Source organism: Pusillimonas sp. MFBS29 (assembly GCF_020687695.1).
In the GTDB taxonomy this organism is placed as follows: domain Bacteria; phylum Pseudomonadota; class Gammaproteobacteria; order Burkholderiales; family Burkholderiaceae_B; genus Pusillimonas_C.
Genome location: NZ_JAJEWL010000008.1, coordinates 63,165 through 79,764, shown reverse-complemented (window position 1 = coordinate 79,764; position 16,600 = coordinate 63,165). Strand labels below are relative to the sequence as shown.

The 16,600-nt window shown below is 58.1% G+C and carries 18 protein-coding genes; 16 read left to right on the top strand and 2 right to left on the bottom strand.

Going from position 1 to position 16,600, the window contains the following annotated elements; genetic code table 11:
- Positions 1–4 precede the first annotated feature (4 nt).
- The 15 genes from LKR43_RS12695 (at position 5) to LKR43_RS12625 (ending at position 13,872) form a co-directional block, all read left to right on the top strand.
- Complete coding sequence (locus tag LKR43_RS12695) at positions 5–847, top strand: MaoC family dehydratase N-terminal domain-containing protein (protein ID WP_227684437.1); 843 nt, start codon at positions 5–7, stop codon at positions 845–847.
- 47 nt (positions 848–894) lie between these two features.
- A complete protein-coding gene (locus LKR43_RS12690) occupies positions 895–1,638 on the top strand; it encodes an SDR family NAD(P)-dependent oxidoreductase (protein ID WP_227684436.1) in 744 nt (247 codons plus the stop codon).
- A 15-nt stretch (positions 1,639–1,653) separates the two neighbouring features.
- A complete protein-coding gene (locus LKR43_RS12685) occupies positions 1,654–2,568 on the top strand; it encodes an NAD(P)-dependent oxidoreductase (RefSeq protein ID WP_227684435.1) in 915 nt (304 codons plus the stop codon).
- Positions 2,569–2,582: 14 nt separating this feature from the next.
- On the top strand, positions 2,583–3,461 hold the full coding sequence (locus LKR43_RS12680; protein ID WP_227684434.1) for a branched-chain amino acid ABC transporter permease: 879 nt from the start codon (positions 2,583–2,585) through the stop codon (positions 3,459–3,461).
- Entirely contained in the window at positions 3,454–4,455 is a 1,002-nt protein-coding gene (locus LKR43_RS12675) for a branched-chain amino acid ABC transporter permease (RefSeq protein ID WP_227684433.1), read from the top strand. The genes LKR43_RS12680 and LKR43_RS12675 overlap by 8 nt, the downstream gene beginning before the upstream one ends.
- Positions 4,452–5,240, top strand: coding sequence for an ABC transporter ATP-binding protein (locus tag LKR43_RS12670; protein ID WP_227684432.1), 789 nt, complete (start codon positions 4,452–4,454; stop codon positions 5,238–5,240). The genes LKR43_RS12675 and LKR43_RS12670 overlap by 4 nt, the downstream gene beginning before the upstream one ends.
- Positions 5,233–5,994: an ABC transporter ATP-binding protein gene (locus tag LKR43_RS12665; protein WP_227684431.1), complete on the top strand. Its 762-nt coding sequence runs from the start codon at positions 5,233–5,235 to the stop codon at positions 5,992–5,994. The genes LKR43_RS12670 and LKR43_RS12665 overlap by 8 nt, the downstream gene beginning before the upstream one ends.
- Before the next feature lie 10 nt (positions 5,995–6,004).
- Positions 6,005–6,931, top strand: a complete 927-nt coding sequence (locus LKR43_RS12660; RefSeq protein WP_227684430.1) for an SMP-30/gluconolactonase/LRE family protein — start codon at positions 6,005–6,007, stop codon at positions 6,929–6,931.
- 25 nt (positions 6,932–6,956) lie between these two features.
- Positions 6,957–7,955 (top strand): tripartite tricarboxylate transporter substrate binding protein, encoded by a 999-nt coding sequence (locus tag LKR43_RS12655; protein WP_227684429.1) that lies wholly within the window; start codon positions 6,957–6,959, stop codon positions 7,953–7,955.
- 99 nt (positions 7,956–8,054) lie between these two features.
- Positions 8,055–9,272, top strand: coding sequence for a MaoC family dehydratase N-terminal domain-containing protein (locus LKR43_RS12650; RefSeq protein ID WP_227684428.1), 1,218 nt, complete (start codon positions 8,055–8,057; stop codon positions 9,270–9,272).
- Between the two features lie 58 nt (positions 9,273–9,330).
- Entirely contained in the window at positions 9,331–10,473 is a 1,143-nt protein-coding gene (locus tag LKR43_RS12645) for a CoA transferase (RefSeq protein WP_227684427.1), read from the top strand.
- Positions 10,470–11,675: a CaiB/BaiF CoA-transferase family protein gene (locus LKR43_RS12640; RefSeq protein WP_227684426.1), complete on the top strand. Its 1,206-nt coding sequence runs from the start codon at positions 10,470–10,472 to the stop codon at positions 11,673–11,675. The genes LKR43_RS12645 and LKR43_RS12640 overlap by 4 nt, the downstream gene beginning before the upstream one ends.
- A gap of 45 nt (positions 11,676–11,720) precedes the next feature.
- Positions 11,721–12,317, top strand: coding sequence for a cysteine hydrolase family protein (locus LKR43_RS12635; protein WP_227684425.1), 597 nt, complete (start codon positions 11,721–11,723; stop codon positions 12,315–12,317).
- 7 nt (positions 12,318–12,324) lie between these two features.
- Positions 12,325–13,137: a CoA ester lyase gene (locus LKR43_RS12630; protein WP_227684424.1), complete on the top strand. Its 813-nt coding sequence runs from the start codon at positions 12,325–12,327 to the stop codon at positions 13,135–13,137.
- A gap of 96 nt (positions 13,138–13,233) precedes the next feature.
- On the top strand, positions 13,234–13,872 hold the full coding sequence (locus LKR43_RS12625) for a GntR family transcriptional regulator (protein ID WP_227684423.1): 639 nt from the start codon (positions 13,234–13,236) through the stop codon (positions 13,870–13,872).
- A gap of 45 nt (positions 13,873–13,917) precedes the next feature.
- On the opposite strand, the gene LKR43_RS12620 is transcribed toward LKR43_RS12625, so the two are convergent.
- Together LKR43_RS12620 and LKR43_RS12615 are read right to left on the bottom strand one after the other, a co-directional pair.
- Positions 13,918–14,895: a tripartite tricarboxylate transporter substrate binding protein gene (locus tag LKR43_RS12620; RefSeq protein ID WP_227684422.1), complete on the bottom strand. Its 978-nt coding sequence runs from the start codon at positions 14,893–14,895 to the stop codon at positions 13,918–13,920.
- Between the two features lie 208 nt (positions 14,896–15,103).
- Positions 15,104–15,517, bottom strand: a complete 414-nt coding sequence (locus tag LKR43_RS12615) for a YchJ family protein (RefSeq protein ID WP_227684421.1) — start codon at positions 15,515–15,517, stop codon at positions 15,104–15,106.
- Between the two features lie 123 nt (positions 15,518–15,640).
- On the opposite strand from LKR43_RS12615, the gene LKR43_RS12610 reads away from it, so the two are divergent.
- Positions 15,641–16,564, top strand: a complete 924-nt coding sequence (locus LKR43_RS12610) for a LysR family transcriptional regulator (RefSeq protein WP_227684420.1) — start codon at positions 15,641–15,643, stop codon at positions 16,562–16,564.
- Positions 16,565–16,600: the final 36 nt, after the last annotated feature.

The following is a 16,600-nucleotide window of genomic DNA, read 5'->3' as shown; positions in this document are numbered from 1 at the left end:
AGTCATGAGCAACGAATACGATGCATGGGTAGGTAGGGAAGAAGAGAGGGCTGAACGTATCCATGCGTCGGTTGCTCAGGCCATGGCGGCGACGCTGGATACGCCGGCCGGCCTTGAAGAAGGTGATGCCCTGCCGCCCGGCTGGCAGTGGCTGTTCTTCAATCCTGCGGTACGCCGCAGCGGTCTGGGTGTTGATGGTCATCCCAAGCGCGGCGGCTTCCTGCCGCCTATCGAGCTGCCTCGCAGAATGTGGGCGGGCAGTCGCCTGCAGTATCTCGCCGATATACATGTGGGTGACGAAGCTATCCGGCGCAGTCGCATTGCCAAGGTGGTAAACAAAGTGGGCAAACGCGGTTCGTTGTGGTTCGTAACGGTCGAACACACGACCGGTGTGAATGGCAAGCCGTGCATTGTCGAAGAACAGGACATTGTCTATCGCGAGGCTACGCCGCCGAACGCCACGCCGGCGCCCACAGCCGAGCGTTACGACGCACAGGCCGAGTGGGGCCGCGAGGTGCAGCCCGACACCACGTTGCTGTTCCGTTATTCGGCCCTGACCTTCAATGGTCATCGCATTCATTACGACCAGAACTATGCCCGCAACGAAGAGGGTTATCCCGACCTGGTCGTGCACGGACCACTCACGGCAACGCTTCTGCAGCAGTTGGCGCTTGAACAGGGTGCAGGCAAGTCGCTGGATTGCTTCGAGTTTCGCGGCGTCAGCCCCTTGTTCGTGAGCCGGTCTTTCAGGATCGAAGGACGTACACAGGACGACGGTTCGCTGGCGCTGTGGGCGCGTGGGCCAGACGGCGAGCTTGCCATGTCGGCAACCGCCACATTTCGATAATTTATTTCAGTGAAAACTTAGTAGACGTAGACAGGAGCGGATAGAAAATGACACAGCATATGAGTGGGCCGGCAAATCTTAATGGCCAGGTGGCGGTGATCACTGGTGGAGCAGGGGCCATGGGGCGGGCGATCTCCAATGCTTTCAGACAAGCCGGCGCAACGGTTATTGCAACCGACATTGCAGAATCAGCCAGCATAGGCGAGGGCGTTGAATATCGCCAGTACGATGTGACGTCGCGCGAGCAAACCGACACTCTGCTTGATGCCGTGATTGCTGAACACGGCCGGGTCGATATTCTCGTTCTGTGTGCCGGCATTATTGCCCGCAGCTCGCTGGAAGACAGTACAGACGAAGAATGGGACTCCATCATGGCGGTGAATGTTCGTGGTGTCGTCAATCCCACGCGCAAGCTGTTCCCCATCATGTGCAAGCAGGGTTTCGGCAAGATTCTGGCTGCTGGATCCATTGCAGCGAAGAACGGTGGTGTGGCTTCCGGTCCGGCCTATGTGGCCGCGAAATCGGCTGTGCACGGCATGGTGCGCTGGATGGCCAAGGCAGGTGCGCCGCATGGCGTATATGCCAACACGCTGGCTCCCGGACCGGTCGAAACCGCGATGTGGGCAAGTATCACGAAAGAAGGTGCGCCCGCCGCCAACGCCACCGTACCCCTCGGCCGTTATGGCAATGCTGAAGACATTGCACAGGCTGCGCTGTTTCTTTGCTCTCCTGCTTCCAACTGGATTACCGGCACGTCGCTGGATATCAGTGGCGGCATGTGGATGGACTAAATCAGGAGCAACACTATGACAGGACAAAAACCGATTGTGATTGGATTCATCGGGCTGGGTGTCATGGGCGGTGTAATGTGCCGCAACATGGCCCTGAAGCACGGCGGTGACGTCGTTGCCTACGACATGAATTCCGAAGCCTTCCAGATTCTGGAAGGCACCAAGGCGCGCCGCGTTGAAACGGTAGCCGATGTGGCCGCAGAAGCGGATTACGTTTTCCTATCGTTGCCCGGTGGGCCGCAGGTCGAGCAGGTATGTCTGGGTGCCGGCGGATTGACTGAGTCCGCACGGCGCCCGGCAACCATCGTGGACCTGAGCACCACCACCGTTGCCTCAGCGCGTGCGGTCGCGGCCAAGCTCGCGGACCTGGGTGTGGAGTTTGCCGACGCCCCGGTCGCCCGCACTCGTGAAGCGGCACAGCGCGGCGAGCTGAGCATAATGGTCGGAGCTTCCTCCGATGTGTATGCACGCGTCAAGCCCATGCTCGATTACATCGCTTCAGATGTCACGCATTGTGGTGACGTAGGCTGTGGCCAGGTCGTCAAGCTGATCAACAACGCATTGGTGTTCGAGAACACCGTGGCGCTTGCCGAGATGATGGTGTTGGGCAAGCGTGCCGGTGTCGAGCCGGAAGTATTGCTGGATGCTGTTTCCAAGGGATCGGGCGACAGCTTTGTGCTGCGCAATCACGGACGCAAGGCGATGCTGCCCAGGACGTTCCCGGACAAGGCCTTTCCGCCTGAGTACGTGCTCAAGGACATCAGCTATGTGCTGGAGCTGGCCTCACAATCGGGCCTGACGGCACACGTCACCGAGCTGGCCCAGCGCTACTACACGGCTACGGCCAGCGAAGGATGGAGCGGACGCTATTTTCCGGCCGTCATCGAAGTCATTGATCAAGGCATTGGTCCGGCAAAAGCTTCAACCTGAAGGGATGCACTCAAATGGCTGACATCATTGGATTGATCTGGGCGGGCACCATAAGCGGGTGTCTGTATGCGATGGGCGCGGTTGGGCTTGTGCTTATCTATAAAAGCTCTAACGTTGTGAACTTTGCCCACGGTAATCTTGCTGGCCTGGCGGCGTTTCTGGTCTTCGGATTCACGGCCGGTACCTTCGCCAATTTGTCCTGGGGGGCGGCGGTCGTCATATCCCTGGCCATCATGGTGCTGGTCATGGCGGTCACTTACCTTCTGATCGCACCGCTGGTGTTCAAGTCCGATCTGACCAGTACGATTGCCACGCTGGGTGTTGGCCTGATCGCGCAAGGCGTCACGCAATTGCTGTTCGGGTCAAACGTGGTGTCACTGGATCTGCCTTTGCCAAGGTGGATGGTCGAGCTCGGCCCCATACGTGTGTCGTCCTACGATCTGGCGGTGCTGTGTGTAACCGCGCTGGCTATTGGCGGCCTGTACCTGCTGATTGAGCGCACCCGCCTTGGCATTGCCTTCCGGGCGGTGTCGGCCAATCCGTTTGCCAGCCGGGTGTGCGGCCTGAACCTGCGGCGCACTCATATGTTTTCCTTTATTGTGGCCGGCTTGCTGGGCCTGATTGCATCGCTGTTGATCGTGCCCACCACCTTTCTTTCTTCAACCAGCGTGGCGTCTTTCATGCTGCAGGCGTTTGGTGCTGCCGTGGTTGGTGGCTTCAATAGCCTGCCCGGAGCGGTCGTGGGTGGAATCTTCATCGGTGTCGTCATGAACCTGCTGTCGTTCTACATCGCGGCCGAGTTCAGCAACACCTACATGCTGCTTATTATCTTGCTGGTGCTGAATGCCTTCCCGCAAGGTGTGCTGTCCATACGCGGAGGTGCTCGTGTCTAATTTAAGTTTATCGGCCAACCAGGCCCCGGACGCTTCGGATGCGTCTGAACTGCAGGACAAGCCGAAGCGCAGTCTGCTGTCCAGCGCGTTCACCGTGGCTGTGCTGGTCATTCTGCTTGTGCTGCCCATGATGGCCGGTGGTTACTGGACCTTTACCCTTGGTCTGTGCTTTGCCAATGCCATCGCCATTCTTTCCGTCAGCTTCCTTGTGCGTTACGGGGGGGAAGTGTCTATCGGTCACGGTGTGTTTGCCGCGTCCGGCGCGTATACGGTTGCGCTGGTCGAAAAGTATCTGGGCCTGTCGGTGCTGGTCGGTCTGCCTGTTGCCGCTGTGGTGGGCGCTGTGCTCGGTGCCATCTTTGCATTCCCGTCGAGACATTTGTCGGGAATTTATCTTGCAGTGGCCACGATGGCGCTTGCGTTGGCCTTGCCTGAAGTGCTGTTGCATTTCTCGGAAATCACAGGCGGCTATGGCGGTCTGTATGTAGGCCTGGATGCAATTGCCGGCGTGTCCAAGGACCTTCAGCGCTATTACCTGCCGCTGGCCGGGCTGATTGCGGTGGTCTTGCTGCTGCGCCACTTCCGCTCTTCGCGCCAGGCCATGGCCTTGCTGCTGATTCGCACCTCGGCACATGCGGCCGAATCATTTGGCATCAGAAGGAGCTGGGCTCGTCTGTCGTGCATGGCCCTGAGCGGAGGGATCGCTGCCATCGCCGGTGCACTGCTGTCGTTCAGCTCATCCACGGTATCGCCCAACAGCTTTACGCTGTGGACTTCCATTTTCCTGCTGGTGGGGTCGGTTGTCAGCCTGTATTCACTGACTCTGGTTGGCAGCGTCATTGGTGGCTTGTTCCTTACCCTGGTGCCTTTGCTGCTTGCCGGTGCGGGCGACTGGGTGCCCATACTTTACGGTGCGGCCTTGCTATCCGTTGTTCAGGGATTTAACGCTTTGCCGGCGCACTTGCGCGCACGTCTGGATGGGAGCCGATCATGAGTACAGCCGTCATGACAAAAGTGGACTCTTTGCTGGTCGATAACCTGTCGCTGTCCTTTGGCGGGGTCAAGGTGCTGACCGATATCAGCATGAGCCTGAACGCAGGCGACATTACCGGATTGATCGGTCCCAACGGAGCAGGCAAGACCAGTTTCTTCAATTGCCTGACGGGGATTTATTCACCCCAGAAGGGCAGCATCAGAATGGGTGAGGAGCGACTCGAGAAAGTACCTCCGACCCAGCGCGCCGCTTTGGGCTTTTCCCGCAGCTTCCAGCACGTTGCCTTGTGCCCCGAGCTGACCGTGGCCGAAAACGTGATGATAGGGCTTGACCGTTTGTCGCGCACTGGATGGCTGAGTGCTTTCCTGCCTTTGGCCGGTGGGCGCGCCGAGCGCCAGCATAACCGGCAACGTGCGCAAGAAGCACTTGAACGTCTGGGTATAGCCCACGTGGCAGACCTTATGCCTTCGGAGTTGCCGCCAGGCTTGCTGCGGCTGGCCGAGATTGCACGCGCCATCGTCGGAGAACCCAAGGTGCTGTTGCTGGACGAGCCGGCAGCGGGATTGAACTCGGTCGAGACCAGAAGCCTGGCGCTGGCACTTAAGTCGTTGCGTTCCCCCGACCTTGTGCTGGTCGTGGTCGAGCATGACATGGATCTGATCATGGATGTATGCGACCGGATCTATGTGTTGAACGTTGGCAAGCTCCTGGCGTCGGGCAGCCCCGATCAGGTTCGGGACAATCCCGATGTGGTTCGGGTCTATTTGGGGGATGAAGATGAGTGAAGGCGGTCGCAAACTGCTCGAAGTTTCGGATCTGGTGATTCGCTATGGTGCCGGGCCTGTGGTGCACGGCATATCCCTGAGCATGCACGAATCTGCTGTAGCCGCCATGCTGGGTGCCAACGGTGCAGGCAAGTCCAGCACCATGCGGGCAATTGCCGGCCTGGAGCCGGCCCAGGGCAAGATCGTTTTCGACGGTAACGATATAAGCGGTCTGAATGCGGGGCAACGTTTCCAGCGGGGTATCGTTTACGTGCCGGAAGGGCGTGCAATCGTTACCGACCTGACGGTTGCCGAAAACCTGGTGCTGGGCTCTTATTTTGTAGACAAGAATACCCGCTCGCAGCGTCAACAGATGGTCCTGGAATTCTTCCCGGAGATTGTCAACCGGCTGAAGTCTCCAGCGGGTCTGCTCAGTGGCGGCGAGCAGCAGATGCTTGCCATCGGGCGGGCATTGATGTCGGGTCCGCGCCTGCTGTTGCTCGATGAACCCTCACTGGGTCTGGCGCCCTTGCTGGTTGCGCGGGTCTATGAAAGATTGGGTGCCATTCAGAAAGAACAGGGCCTGACGGCCCTGCTGGTCGAACAAAGCTTTCACGTTGCGGCCAAGCTGGCCGATCATGCCTGGGTCATGCGTCATGGTCACATTGTGGGCCAACTGGATGCGCAGGCCATGCGCAGTCGTGAAGGTCGTCAGCAGGCCATAGATGCCTATCTGGGGGCGCGCCAGGAAACCGAAGAGGCTGTTCACGCCTGAGGAGCAAATGATGAAGACATTCAAGTTGGAAGGCAGGATCATCGCCAGCGGCTTGCAGTTTCCGGAAGGTCCGGTTGCGCTGCCCGATGGCAGTGTCCTGGTAACCGAGATTGCCTCGGGCAATCTTGTACGGGTTACGGACAGCGGCGAAAAGCAGATTGTGGCCAAAGTCGGGGGCGGACCCAACGGTGCGGCGTTGGGTCCGGATGGCCACTGCTATGTATGCAATAACGGTGGCTTCAGCTGGCGTACCGACGACGGTTTTACACGGCCTACCGGTGCCGCTCACGATTACAAGCACGGATCCATTCAACGCGTGGATATTGCCACCGGTAAGGTCGAGACGCTTTACACCGAATGCGATGGCGAGCCCTTGCACGGCCCGAACGACATCGTTTTCGATAAGCATGGCGGCTTCTGGTTCACCGATTTTGGCAAGACTTTCGATGATCGCATTATGCGTGGAGCGGTGTACTACGCCACGGCGGACGGGCGCTCGATCCGTCGTGTGGCCAAGCATGTTCTGACCGCCAATGGCATAGGGCTTTCCCCGGACGGCAAGACGCTGTATGTGCCGGAAACCGAGACCAGTCGCTTGTGGTCCTATCCTGTGCTCGGGCCGGGCGAGCTGGCACTCGAGCCCTGGCCGTCTCCCAATGGCGGGCGTCTGGTTCACGGCTTGCCGGGCTATCAACGCTTTGATTCACTTGCCGTGGAAGAGAACGGCAATATTTGCGTGGCGACTCTGGTGCGGGGTGGCATCAGTGTTTTCTCTCCGGAAGGTGAGTTGCTGGAATTCCACGAGGCTCCTGAAGGCTACTGCACCAATATTTGTTTCGGTGGACCTGAGCGGCGCACGGCTTACATCACCTTATCGGGTTACGGGCAGCTTCTGGCCGTGGAATGGCCAAGGGCTGGCCTGCCCCTGTGTGCGTGACCATCTATCTTTCAAGGATTCAAGCATGAAGCAGAAAATCAATGCTATTCGTCGTAGCGTTCTGGGAGCGGCTACGGGTGCTGTGGTGCTGGCCGTGGCGGGTATGCCGTTGTCCGCCGCAGCGCAGGACTGGCCTCAAAAGCCCATTCGTATTGTGGTGCCGTATGCACCGGGCCAGGGTGCCGACATCCTGACCCGTGTCATTGCGGATGAGCTGGGCAAGCGTGTAAGCCAGCCTATCGTGGTCGAAAACAAGGCCGGTGCCGGAGGCAATATAGGGACAGCTTCGGTAGCCAGGGCGCAACCAGATGGGTACACCTTTCTGCTAGGCACGAATGCCACGAACGCAGCAAACGAGTTTCTTTATGAAAACATGGAATTCAACCCGGCAAGCGATTTTGCACCAGTGGCCATGATCGGCCTCTTGCCCATGGTGATCTCCACCTCGACAGACCAGTTTCCGCAGAACGGAATCCAGGAGTTGATCAAGCAGGCTCAGGCCAGGCCTGACGCCCTCGAGGTCGGCCTGCCCAGTACGACCGCACAAGTTGTATTTTCCGAGTTCGTGCGCTCGGCCAAGGCGCCATTGTTTTCGGTACGCTATAAATCGTCTTCGCAGTCCATGACCGATGCCATCGGCGGCCGTGTTCCCCTGGTTATCGATACCGTCACGGCAACCCGTCCACAGGTTGCGGGCGGCAAGTTAACGCCGCTGGGGGTCACGTCACCCAGTCAGACCAGCATGCTGCCTGGTGTGAAAACCGTTGCCGAGCAGGGGCTGCCTGGCTTCAATATTGTGGCCTGGGATGCATTATTTGCACCCAAAGGGACGCCGCCTGAAATCGTCAAAGCCATGAGCAAGCATATCCAGGCGATTGTCGAACAGTCTGAAGTTCAAAAGAAAATGCAGGATATAGGAGTTGAACCACTCTCCATGGATGACGTGGAGCTTACTGATTTCGTTGCGAAAGAGCGCGAAAAGTGGGGAAACATCATTAAAGAAGCCGGTATCAAACTCAGATAAACCATAGTTTTGGCTGGATACCTTCAAAGCGCCTTGACGCGCTTTTAAAAAAAATGCATTATGCATTATCGATTTAAGAAATGACCAGGAGAAAGTAAAGTGACTACAGCTCAAGTTGAAGAAATCCAATCGGCCGTTGGTAACGCACCCGCAGAAGGCCGCATCACCGACGAGGCCGTTGCCGCCGCTCGCGCCATGATCGGCCTGCAACTGCGTCCGGAAGGCCCTTACCTGCAAGACGCAACTGCCGATACGCTGCGCAACTGGTGTAACGGTATTGGTGACCTGAACCCTCTGTACCGTGAGACCGGCTACGCTTCGGGCACGCGCTATGGCACACAGATCGGCCATCCCATGTTTCCCATGGCATTCGGCTGGCTGGGTCGTACCCGCTGGGGCCTGCCAGGCGTACACGGCTTCTATGCCGGTAACGACTGGGAATTGTTCCGCCATGTTCGTCCCGGTGACCGTGTAACCGCGATCGAGCGCGTAGTGGGTGTCGAGGAAAAAGAAAGCAAGTTCTCCGGCCGCCTGGTGCTGCAATATGTCGAAGCGTCCTATTTCAACCAGCGTGGCGAGTTGCTCGCACGTGCGCTGGGTACTTGCACACGCCACGAGCGCAAGGCCGCCCGTGACGCCGGCAAGTACAAGGAAATCGAACAGCACCAGTACACCGATGAAGAGCGCGACAACATCGACATGATGGTCCTGAATGAGCCCAAGAATATTCGCGGCGCCTCGGTGCGCTATTGGGAAGAAGTCGAGGTTGGTGAAGAGTTGCCAACCATCGCACGCGGCCCTCTGTCGCTGATGGACACCATGGGCTTCCTGGTGGGCTGCGGTCGCGGCCATACTCACGGTGTCGTGCTTCAGGCTGCCGTCAAGCACCCTGGCCACTTCTTCCGCAACCCTGAAGCGGGCGGCGGCGTGGAATACACAGGTATTGGCCACCACCGTGAATCGGTTGCCAAAGAGGTCGGTGTGCCCGGCACTTACGACTACGGTCCACAGCGTTCGTCGTGGATGTGCTCGCTGGTCACCAACTGGATGGGTGATGCAGGTGTGCTCAAGCGTGTTCGTACCGAAATGCGCCGTTTCAATATCATGGGCGATACCACCTACTGCAAAGGCAAAGTCATCCGCAAGTACGTGAAAGACAACGTCGGCCTGGTCGATATCGAACTGGCAGCAGTCAACCAGCGTGGTGAAGTCACCACTCCGGGTCTGGCTACGGTTGCATTGCCTTCGCGTGATGTGAAGCATTCCGTATTCCTGGATGGTTCGGCAATCGATCTCGAGTTGCCAGTCGTTCGTTGAGATATCACTCCCGGATTAGCTGTGAGACAGTCCTATGCATTTGAATGATTCAGCTGGTGTGTCCGGACAACCCCTCTCGGGTTGCCGGGTTCTGGAGCGTTCGCGCACCGCGGCTTCGGCGTATGCCGGTCGGCTGCTGGCCGCCATGGGGGCGACAGTGATCATGCTGGAACCATCAGGCGGGTCCCGGCTGCGCCGGGCAGCGCCTTTCGTCGAGGAAACCGGCGAGAGTGCGTTGTTCGCCTACCTGTCTGTTGGGAAGCGCAGTATTGTGTGTGATACCGATACGGCGGAAGGCCAGGAGCTGTTGCAGCAAGAACTCCGGGAAGCCGATATTCTTATCGACGATACACCTGTAAAAAGCCGGGCCGCGCATGGCGTGGACCCGGAGGTGGTAAAGCAGATCAACGACAGGTTGATACATGTCAGCGTGTTGCCCTTCGGTGCCACCGGCCCGAAGGCAGATTGGGATGGCGAGGAAATCAACCTGCTGCATGCCGGCGGTGAAGGTTATTTGCTGCCTAACGGCTTGTCGACCGAGCTCTTTCCCGATCGCCCGCCGTTGAAAATATACGGAAACTTTGGCAGCTATCAGGCAGGCTGTATGGCTGCCCTTGGCGCATTGTCTGCCTGGTGGGTGGTGGATCAGGTGGGCGGCCAGTATGTGGATGTCTCTGTTCAGGACGCCGTTCTGGCAGTGGGGGCGTTTGCCCTGCAGCGTCTGGGAGATGGGTCGCTTGAACATCGCCTGCAACGCAGCTTCAAATACGGTGGTGTGTTTGAAACCCAAGACGGCTATATAGAACTGCTTACGCTCGAAGACCGGCAATGGGCATCGCTGGTGCAACTGTTGGGTGCTCCTGCGTGGGCTACGGAACCGGAATTTTCTGACCCGCTTGAGCGCAGCAAACGCGGTGCGGAAATCAATGAAAAAATTCGTGGGTGGATGCGACAGCACCCATCTGACGAGATCGTGGACAAGGCTCAGCAACTGGGTGTGCCTGTTGGCAAGTACCGCCCGCCTGCCGAGGTCGTCCAGGGCGAGCACGAAAGGGCGCGCCAGCTTTTTGCCGCCGGCACGCTGGCAGGTGGGCAAAGTGCGCTGTTTTTGAAAGCACCGTTTCAGTTTCGCTGTACGCCGCTGCAGGGCGGTGGACAAGTGCCTGAACTCAATGAACTGGCCCAGGAGGCATCATCATGAGCCAGACGGCTGTTGCTGCACCGCTCAAAGGCGTGCGGATTGCTGATTTCACCATTCATGCCGCCGGACCTTTCTGCACGCACTTATGGTCACAATTGGGGGCTGAGTGCATCAAGATAGAGAGCCAGACCAGGCCCGATGCCTTTCGCAAGCCGCATGCGGTTTACGGCCGGATGTCGGCGGCCACATTTGATCAGGTTTCGGCCAACAAGCTGTCCATCCGGCTGAACCTGAAGCAACCCGAAGCCGTTGCGTTGGCGAAGCGTCTGGTCGGTGTTTCCGATGTCGCCGCCGAGAGCTTCCGTCCGGGTGTCATGAAACGCCTGGGTCTGGATTTTGATGCGCTGAAAGAGATCAAGTCCGATCTGGTGATGCTTTCCTTGTCATCCTGCGGCCAGGACGGTCCGGATTCACACTTTGCCGGCTATGCACCGCTATTCGGCGCCTGGGGTGGGCTGGGCTGGATGAGCGGCTACAGCGATGGTCCGCCAGTCGAAATGCGTCACGTCATGGACCATGCGGCAGGCACACACGCGGCGCTTGCCCTGATGGCGGCACTGCACCAGAAACGGCGTACAGGCTTGCCTCAGCATGTGGACCTGGCCGCACGTGAGGTCGCTTCGGCCATGATAGGCGATGCCCTGTTGCTGGCCAGCCTCGGCCAGATTCCGGAACGTACCGGAAACGGCGACCTGGCCATGGCGCCGCACGGTGTGTATGCCACCGACAAGCACGACCGCTGGCTGACTCTGGCAGTCAGGGATGACGAGGAATGGCTGGCATTGCTGCGGGTATTGGGGCAGGATAATTCAGATGTCCGCTTCAGCACGGCAGCCGCCCGTCGACAGCATCGCGAAGAACTCGATGCCTGCCTGGGTCAGTGGCTCGCCTCCCGTGATGCCGACAGCATTGCCGGGCAGTTGCAGGCAAACGGCGTTAGCGCACATGTTTCCTGGAATATGGAAGATGTTGCCGGCGATGCGCACCTGCGCGAGCGCAAGGCAACGGTAGAAGTCAGCGGAGAGAACATCCCGCCCAGGCTGGTTGTGGGTTCTCCCGTTCATTACAGTAAAACCGGCGATGTCGGCATACGCAGGCTCACACCTGCACTGGGTCAGGACGAAGATTATGTGTTCGGCGAATTATTGGGGCTGAGCACGGCTCAGCGTGCTGAACTTCAGCAGCGCGAAATCATTTTCTGATTCCAAGGTATTATTTTTAAAAGTTAACTTGAAAAGGGCTTCTCTATGCAAGGCGATAACGCAACAACTTCAATCTACCTGGTGCTCGACATGGAGAATGACCTGGTCCATGCTGACGGCCCCAATGGCAAGGCCGGGTACAGCGAACAGGTGCGTGGCCGCCGGATCGTCGAAAACACACGTGATGCGATCAGCAAGGCGCGTGCCGCCGGTCTGCACATCGGCTTTGTCCGTGTCGGCTTTTCGCCCGACTACCGTGAATGCCCGCCAAATTCGCCGATATTCTCGGGGGCGCGCAAGAATGGCATCTTCAAGCTGGGTGAGTGGGGCACTGAAGTGCACCCCGATCTGGGCAAGCAGCCCGGCGATTTCGATATCGTGAAGCACCGCGTCAGCCCGTTCTATGCGACTAACCTCGAAGCCATATTGCGGGCCAAAGGCATACGCCGTATCTATTGTTCAGGTATCTCCACCAATGCGGTAGTACAGGCTATGGTGCGTGAAGGCCACGACCGAGACTACGAAATTGTGGTGCTGGAAGACTGCTGCGCCGGCATTACGGCAGAAGAGCACGATAATGCGCTGAAGGGCTTGCAGCGCTTCTGCACAATCACCAATTCCAAAGACGTGGTTTTTGAGTGAGCCCTGCATGAGCGGTACTGAACGCAGTTTGCTGTTTGTGCCCGGCGACCGGCCGGATCGCTTCGACAAGGCGGTAGCTTCTGGCGCGCATCAGGTCGTTCTTGATCTGGAAGACGCCGTTGCGCCGGCATCCAAGGATCAGGCCAGAACCATGGTGCGTGAATGGCTGGCAGCAGGTAACCAGGCGGCCGTACGCATTAATGCCGTCGACACGCCCTGGCACGAAGACGACCTTCAGATGCTGAAGGCGTTTCCCAGTGCGGTCGTCATGCTGGCCAAGGCTGACGATATATCGCTTGCGCGCGCCTCTGATGCACTGCCCGGCCATCAGTTCATCGCCCTGCTTGAGACTGTTGCAGGCTATGTGAAGCTGTCAGAGCTTTGTGCGGTAACAGGTCTTAAGCGTATTGCCTTTGGCAGCATCGACTTTTCCGTCGATAGCGGTATCGCAGACGAGGGCGAGGCCCTGACGGCCGTCCGGACCCAGATTGTGCTGGCTTCCCGGTATGCCGGCCTGGCTGCTCCGATAGATGGGGTCAGCACCGAGTTTACAGACGAGCAGTGCATGCGTGCTGACGCCTTGCGTTCACGCAGCCTGGGTTTTGGCGGTAAGCTGTGCATACATCCACGCCAGACCGCTGCGGTAAACAATGCCTATTTGCCGACAGCCGAGGAAGTCGACTGGGCCCGGCGGGTGCTGCAGGCCTTCGAATCCAGTGGTGGCGGTGCTACTGCCCTGGACGGAAAGATGATAGATAAGCCGGTCGTAGACCATGCGCGCCAGGTTTTGGCTGATAACGAGCGACGCGGGAAGGCATAACAGGTAAAATTCTACGGGTCAATAACTATAAGTGGAACCGGCTCCGAAGCTTTTTATCGGTTTTCCGGTCTGGAACGCACACATTAAGCTGAACCTATGGACTACCGAACAAAAGAAGAGCAAGTAGCAGACTATCTGCGCGAACGCATTATTTCGGGTGTATACCCAAGGGGCTCACGCTTGAAACAGGCAGAGATCGCAGAGCAGCTGCAACTCAGTATCACGCCGGTGCGCGAGGCACTCAAACTGCTCGAGGCCGAAGGTTACGTCGAAGGCGGGTCGTATCGCGGGGCGCGTGTGGTTCCCTTTGATGCGTCAGCATCCAACGAGATCCTTCAGTTGCGCCTGCAACTGGAGTCGCAACTGGTGCGTAGCGCCGTTGAAAAGATCACCACACAAGACATAGAAGATTTGCGTGCTCTGGCCAACGAGTTCGAGCAGGCATTTGCTTCAGGCGACCGGGCTACCGCTCGCGGCGTCAATTACCGCTTTCACCGGCGACTCTACGATATTGCCCAGCTGCCCCAAACCCTGCACTTTGTCCAGATACTCTGGGCGCGCTATCCCTTTGATCTGATCAACTCGGCTTCGGGGCGTGGCAAGCATGCCGTCGATGAGCACGATGAGATCCTGAGTGCGTTCGCTGCAGGTGACTCAACGGCTGCAATGCTGGCAATGCGCAAGCATATCGAGTCGGGCTGGGATGTCTTGCTCGACGTGAAAAAAGATTCGTGACCCTTCAGGCCATGCCTGCAATCGGGCAGGCATGGCCTTCAACAATCAGTCGACGCTCAGATCCAGGCTTTTGATCACGGCGCCCCACCGGTTGATTTCCATATCCAGAAATTCCTTGAGCTGATCCGGAGTCATATTGCCTTCGGCATTAAAGCTATGGGTGGCCAGTTTCTGGCGCACATTGTCTTGTTGCAGTACCTCGTTCACCACGGTGTTGAGCTTGCTGACAACAGCGTCGGGCGTTCCGGCAGGTGCAAATATTCCAAACCATGCGGTAATGTGCAGGTCAGGGTAGCCTGACTCGACAAAAGTTGGCACGTCAGGCAACTCATCCAGGCGATTCTTGCTGGTCACTGCCAGTGCACGCAATTTGCCTGCCTCGATATGTGGCAGTACGGCGCTGGGTGTGGAAAAGTACATTTCCACATGGCCGCCCAGCAGGTCAGTCACGGCTGGGCCACCGCCTTTGTAAGCAACGCTGACGATGTCGGCATTGGTCGTTTGCTTGAACAGTTCGCCCGACAGGTGTGCCGTGGTTCCAACCCCCGAGTTCGCAAAGTTGATGGTGCCTGGCTTCTGTTTGGCCAGCGTGATCAGTTCATCCAGCGTCTGCGCGGGCAACTGAGGATTGACAACCAATATCAGCGGCAAGGTTGCGGCCAGCGCAACGGGGGTCAGGTCTTTCTGCGTGTCAAAGGGCAGCTTCTTGTACAAGGTCGCATTGATCGGAAAAGAGGTAATGGGCATGACCAGCGTGTAGCCGTCGGGCTTGGCCCTGGTAGCCTGGGTTACCCCTACATTGCCGGCTCCGCCGGGCTGATTTTCCACCACCACGGTCTGGCCCAGCTTTTTGGACATCTCGTCGGCCAGCAGGCGCGCGGTGAAGTCGGTTCCACCACCCGGCGCAACCGGCACGATCAGGCTGACAGGTTTCTCGGGGTATGCAGCGTGGGCACCTGCGACCGCGCCGCCGGCCAGAAGCAGGACTGCGCCCAGCCTTGCAAGTTTGCTTAGGGAATACATGGACATGTCTCCTCCAATAATTTGTTTACTGGTTAAATAGTAATGCAGAATGCATTCTATACTTAATGAAAAAAGACCGAATCTGATCGATGCTATAGGGAAAAAGTGAGAAAAAAAGCTATTTATTCTAGTTGTGGCTACTAAAATAATGCATTATGAGCGCAAAGTCAAAAGATTTTCTGCTGTGCAAGCGCGTGCTTTCGCCTGTTTATTTCTGGATAAATTCACCGTTCAGATAGAACCACTGTCCGTCTTCCCGGACAAAATGACTGACTTCATGCAAGCGCGTTGCTTCCCCGGCCAGCCGGGACCTGGCCACGAACTCGACGGTAGCGTGGGTTGCATCCTGCAAGGTATGGCTGCGCACCTGCAGGCCCAGCCATTTCATGCCGGGCGGATTTGCTTCCAGACTGGCCGGGCGAGTGCTGGCATGCCAGGTTTTCAACAGATACTCCAGCTCGTCCAGCACAAATGCACTGTATCGTGATCGCATCAGGGTTTCCGCATCCGGCGCCTGCAGATAGCGTTCTCCGTGATGCCAGCGTGCGCAGCAGGCCTCGTATGTCTCTGTACTGCCGCAAGGGCAGGATACGGCCGATGAGGTTCTGGAGGATTTCTTCATCTGTTGGCATGCGGTAGTCGGGTCGTGCAGTGTAGCGCCGCAGGCCCCGTTACGCTTAAGGACCAGGCTGGCTACAATCCGGACATGATCATGATTTTCCTTACTAGCTGAGTTATCACGGATATGGAACTGCGTCAGCTGCATTACTTTGTCAAGGTCGTCGAGGTGGGCAGCATGGGTCGGGCCGCCCGTGATCTGGGTGTGGTGACCTCCGCGCTCAGCCAGCAAATCAGCCGCCTTGAAAGCGAGCTGAGCACCCGGCTTCTGCAACGCACCTCTACGGGGGTTGTGCCAACGGCGGCCGGCCTGGCGTTGCGCCAGGAAGCCGAACTGGTGCTGCGCCATGCTGCCAGCGCCGTGCAAGCAGCCCAGGCGGCGCGCCTGGCAGGGCGGGTTTCGATAGGCATGGCGCCCACGACCTCTTCTGTATTGGGCGTGCCTTTCATGCAGGCCATGCAAGCTCGCTATCCCGACGTCAGGCTGCATCTGGTTGAAAGCCTGTCGGGCAACCTGTCACAGTTGCTGGGCAGGCGCCAGCTTGACCTGGCGGTGTTGTTCCACGCAGGCAGCCGGCAAGGCTGGACTTTATTGCCTGTACTGACCGAGCAGTTATTTGTCGTGCTCCGGCCTGATCGTTTCCCCTTGCCAGAAGCAGACGCGTTGACGCTGCAGGATATTGTTGAGCTGCCGCTGGTTTTGCCCACAGGCTCGCACGGCCTGAGGGCGATTATTGATGCCGCGTTCTTTCATTATGGTCATGAGCCCAATGTGGTGGCAGACGTGGACGGCCTGTCTGTCCTGATGGATATCGTGCACGCAGGCCTGGCAGCCACCATACAGCCGGGCGCAGCTGTGGTGCGGGCAAACGACAGGCAATTGCTGCGAATTCCTTTGATGCACGAGCTGATGGTGCGACGCAATATGGTTGCCAGCCTGTCCGATGATCAACTGTCTCCCGCGGGTTTGGCGGCAAGAGTCGTCCTGATGGATGTCATGCGTACGCTGGTGGCCGACGGTCGCTGGCCGGGTGCTACGCTGGCAAACTAAAACCACAAAGTCTTCATGGTTTGTGAATGCCTGTAG

Coding starts and splice junctions, on each gene's coding strand:
- LKR43_RS12695 (WP_227684437.1), top strand. CDS start 5: ATGAGCAACGAATACGATGCATGGGTAGGTAGGGAAGAAGAGAGGGCT.
- LKR43_RS12690 (WP_227684436.1), top strand. CDS start 895: ATGACACAGCATATGAGTGGGCCGGCAAATCTTAATGGCCAGGTGGCG.
- LKR43_RS12685 (WP_227684435.1), top strand. CDS start 1,654: ATGACAGGACAAAAACCGATTGTGATTGGATTCATCGGGCTGGGTGTC.
- LKR43_RS12680 (WP_227684434.1), top strand. CDS start 2,583: ATGGCTGACATCATTGGATTGATCTGGGCGGGCACCATAAGCGGGTGT.
- LKR43_RS12670 (WP_227684432.1), top strand. CDS start 4,452: ATGAGTACAGCCGTCATGACAAAAGTGGACTCTTTGCTGGTCGATAAC.
- LKR43_RS12665 (WP_227684431.1), top strand. CDS start 5,233: ATGAGTGAAGGCGGTCGCAAACTGCTCGAAGTTTCGGATCTGGTGATT.
- LKR43_RS12660 (WP_227684430.1), top strand. CDS start 6,005: ATGAAGACATTCAAGTTGGAAGGCAGGATCATCGCCAGCGGCTTGCAG.
- LKR43_RS12655 (WP_227684429.1), top strand. CDS start 6,957: ATGAAGCAGAAAATCAATGCTATTCGTCGTAGCGTTCTGGGAGCGGCT.
- LKR43_RS12640 (WP_227684426.1), top strand. CDS start 10,470: ATGAGCCAGACGGCTGTTGCTGCACCGCTCAAAGGCGTGCGGATTGCT.
- LKR43_RS12635 (WP_227684425.1), top strand. CDS start 11,721: ATGCAAGGCGATAACGCAACAACTTCAATCTACCTGGTGCTCGACATG.
- LKR43_RS12630 (WP_227684424.1), top strand. CDS start 12,325: ATGAGCGGTACTGAACGCAGTTTGCTGTTTGTGCCCGGCGACCGGCCG.
- LKR43_RS12625 (WP_227684423.1), top strand. CDS start 13,234: ATGGACTACCGAACAAAAGAAGAGCAAGTAGCAGACTATCTGCGCGAA.
- LKR43_RS12620 (WP_227684422.1), bottom strand. CDS start 14,895: ATGTATTCCCTAAGCAAACTTGCAAGGCTGGGCGCAGTCCTGCTTCTG.
- LKR43_RS12615 (WP_227684421.1), bottom strand. CDS start 15,517: ATGAAGAAATCCTCCAGAACCTCATCGGCCGTATCCTGCCCTTGCGGC.
- LKR43_RS12610 (WP_227684420.1), top strand. CDS start 15,641: ATGGAACTGCGTCAGCTGCATTACTTTGTCAAGGTCGTCGAGGTGGGC.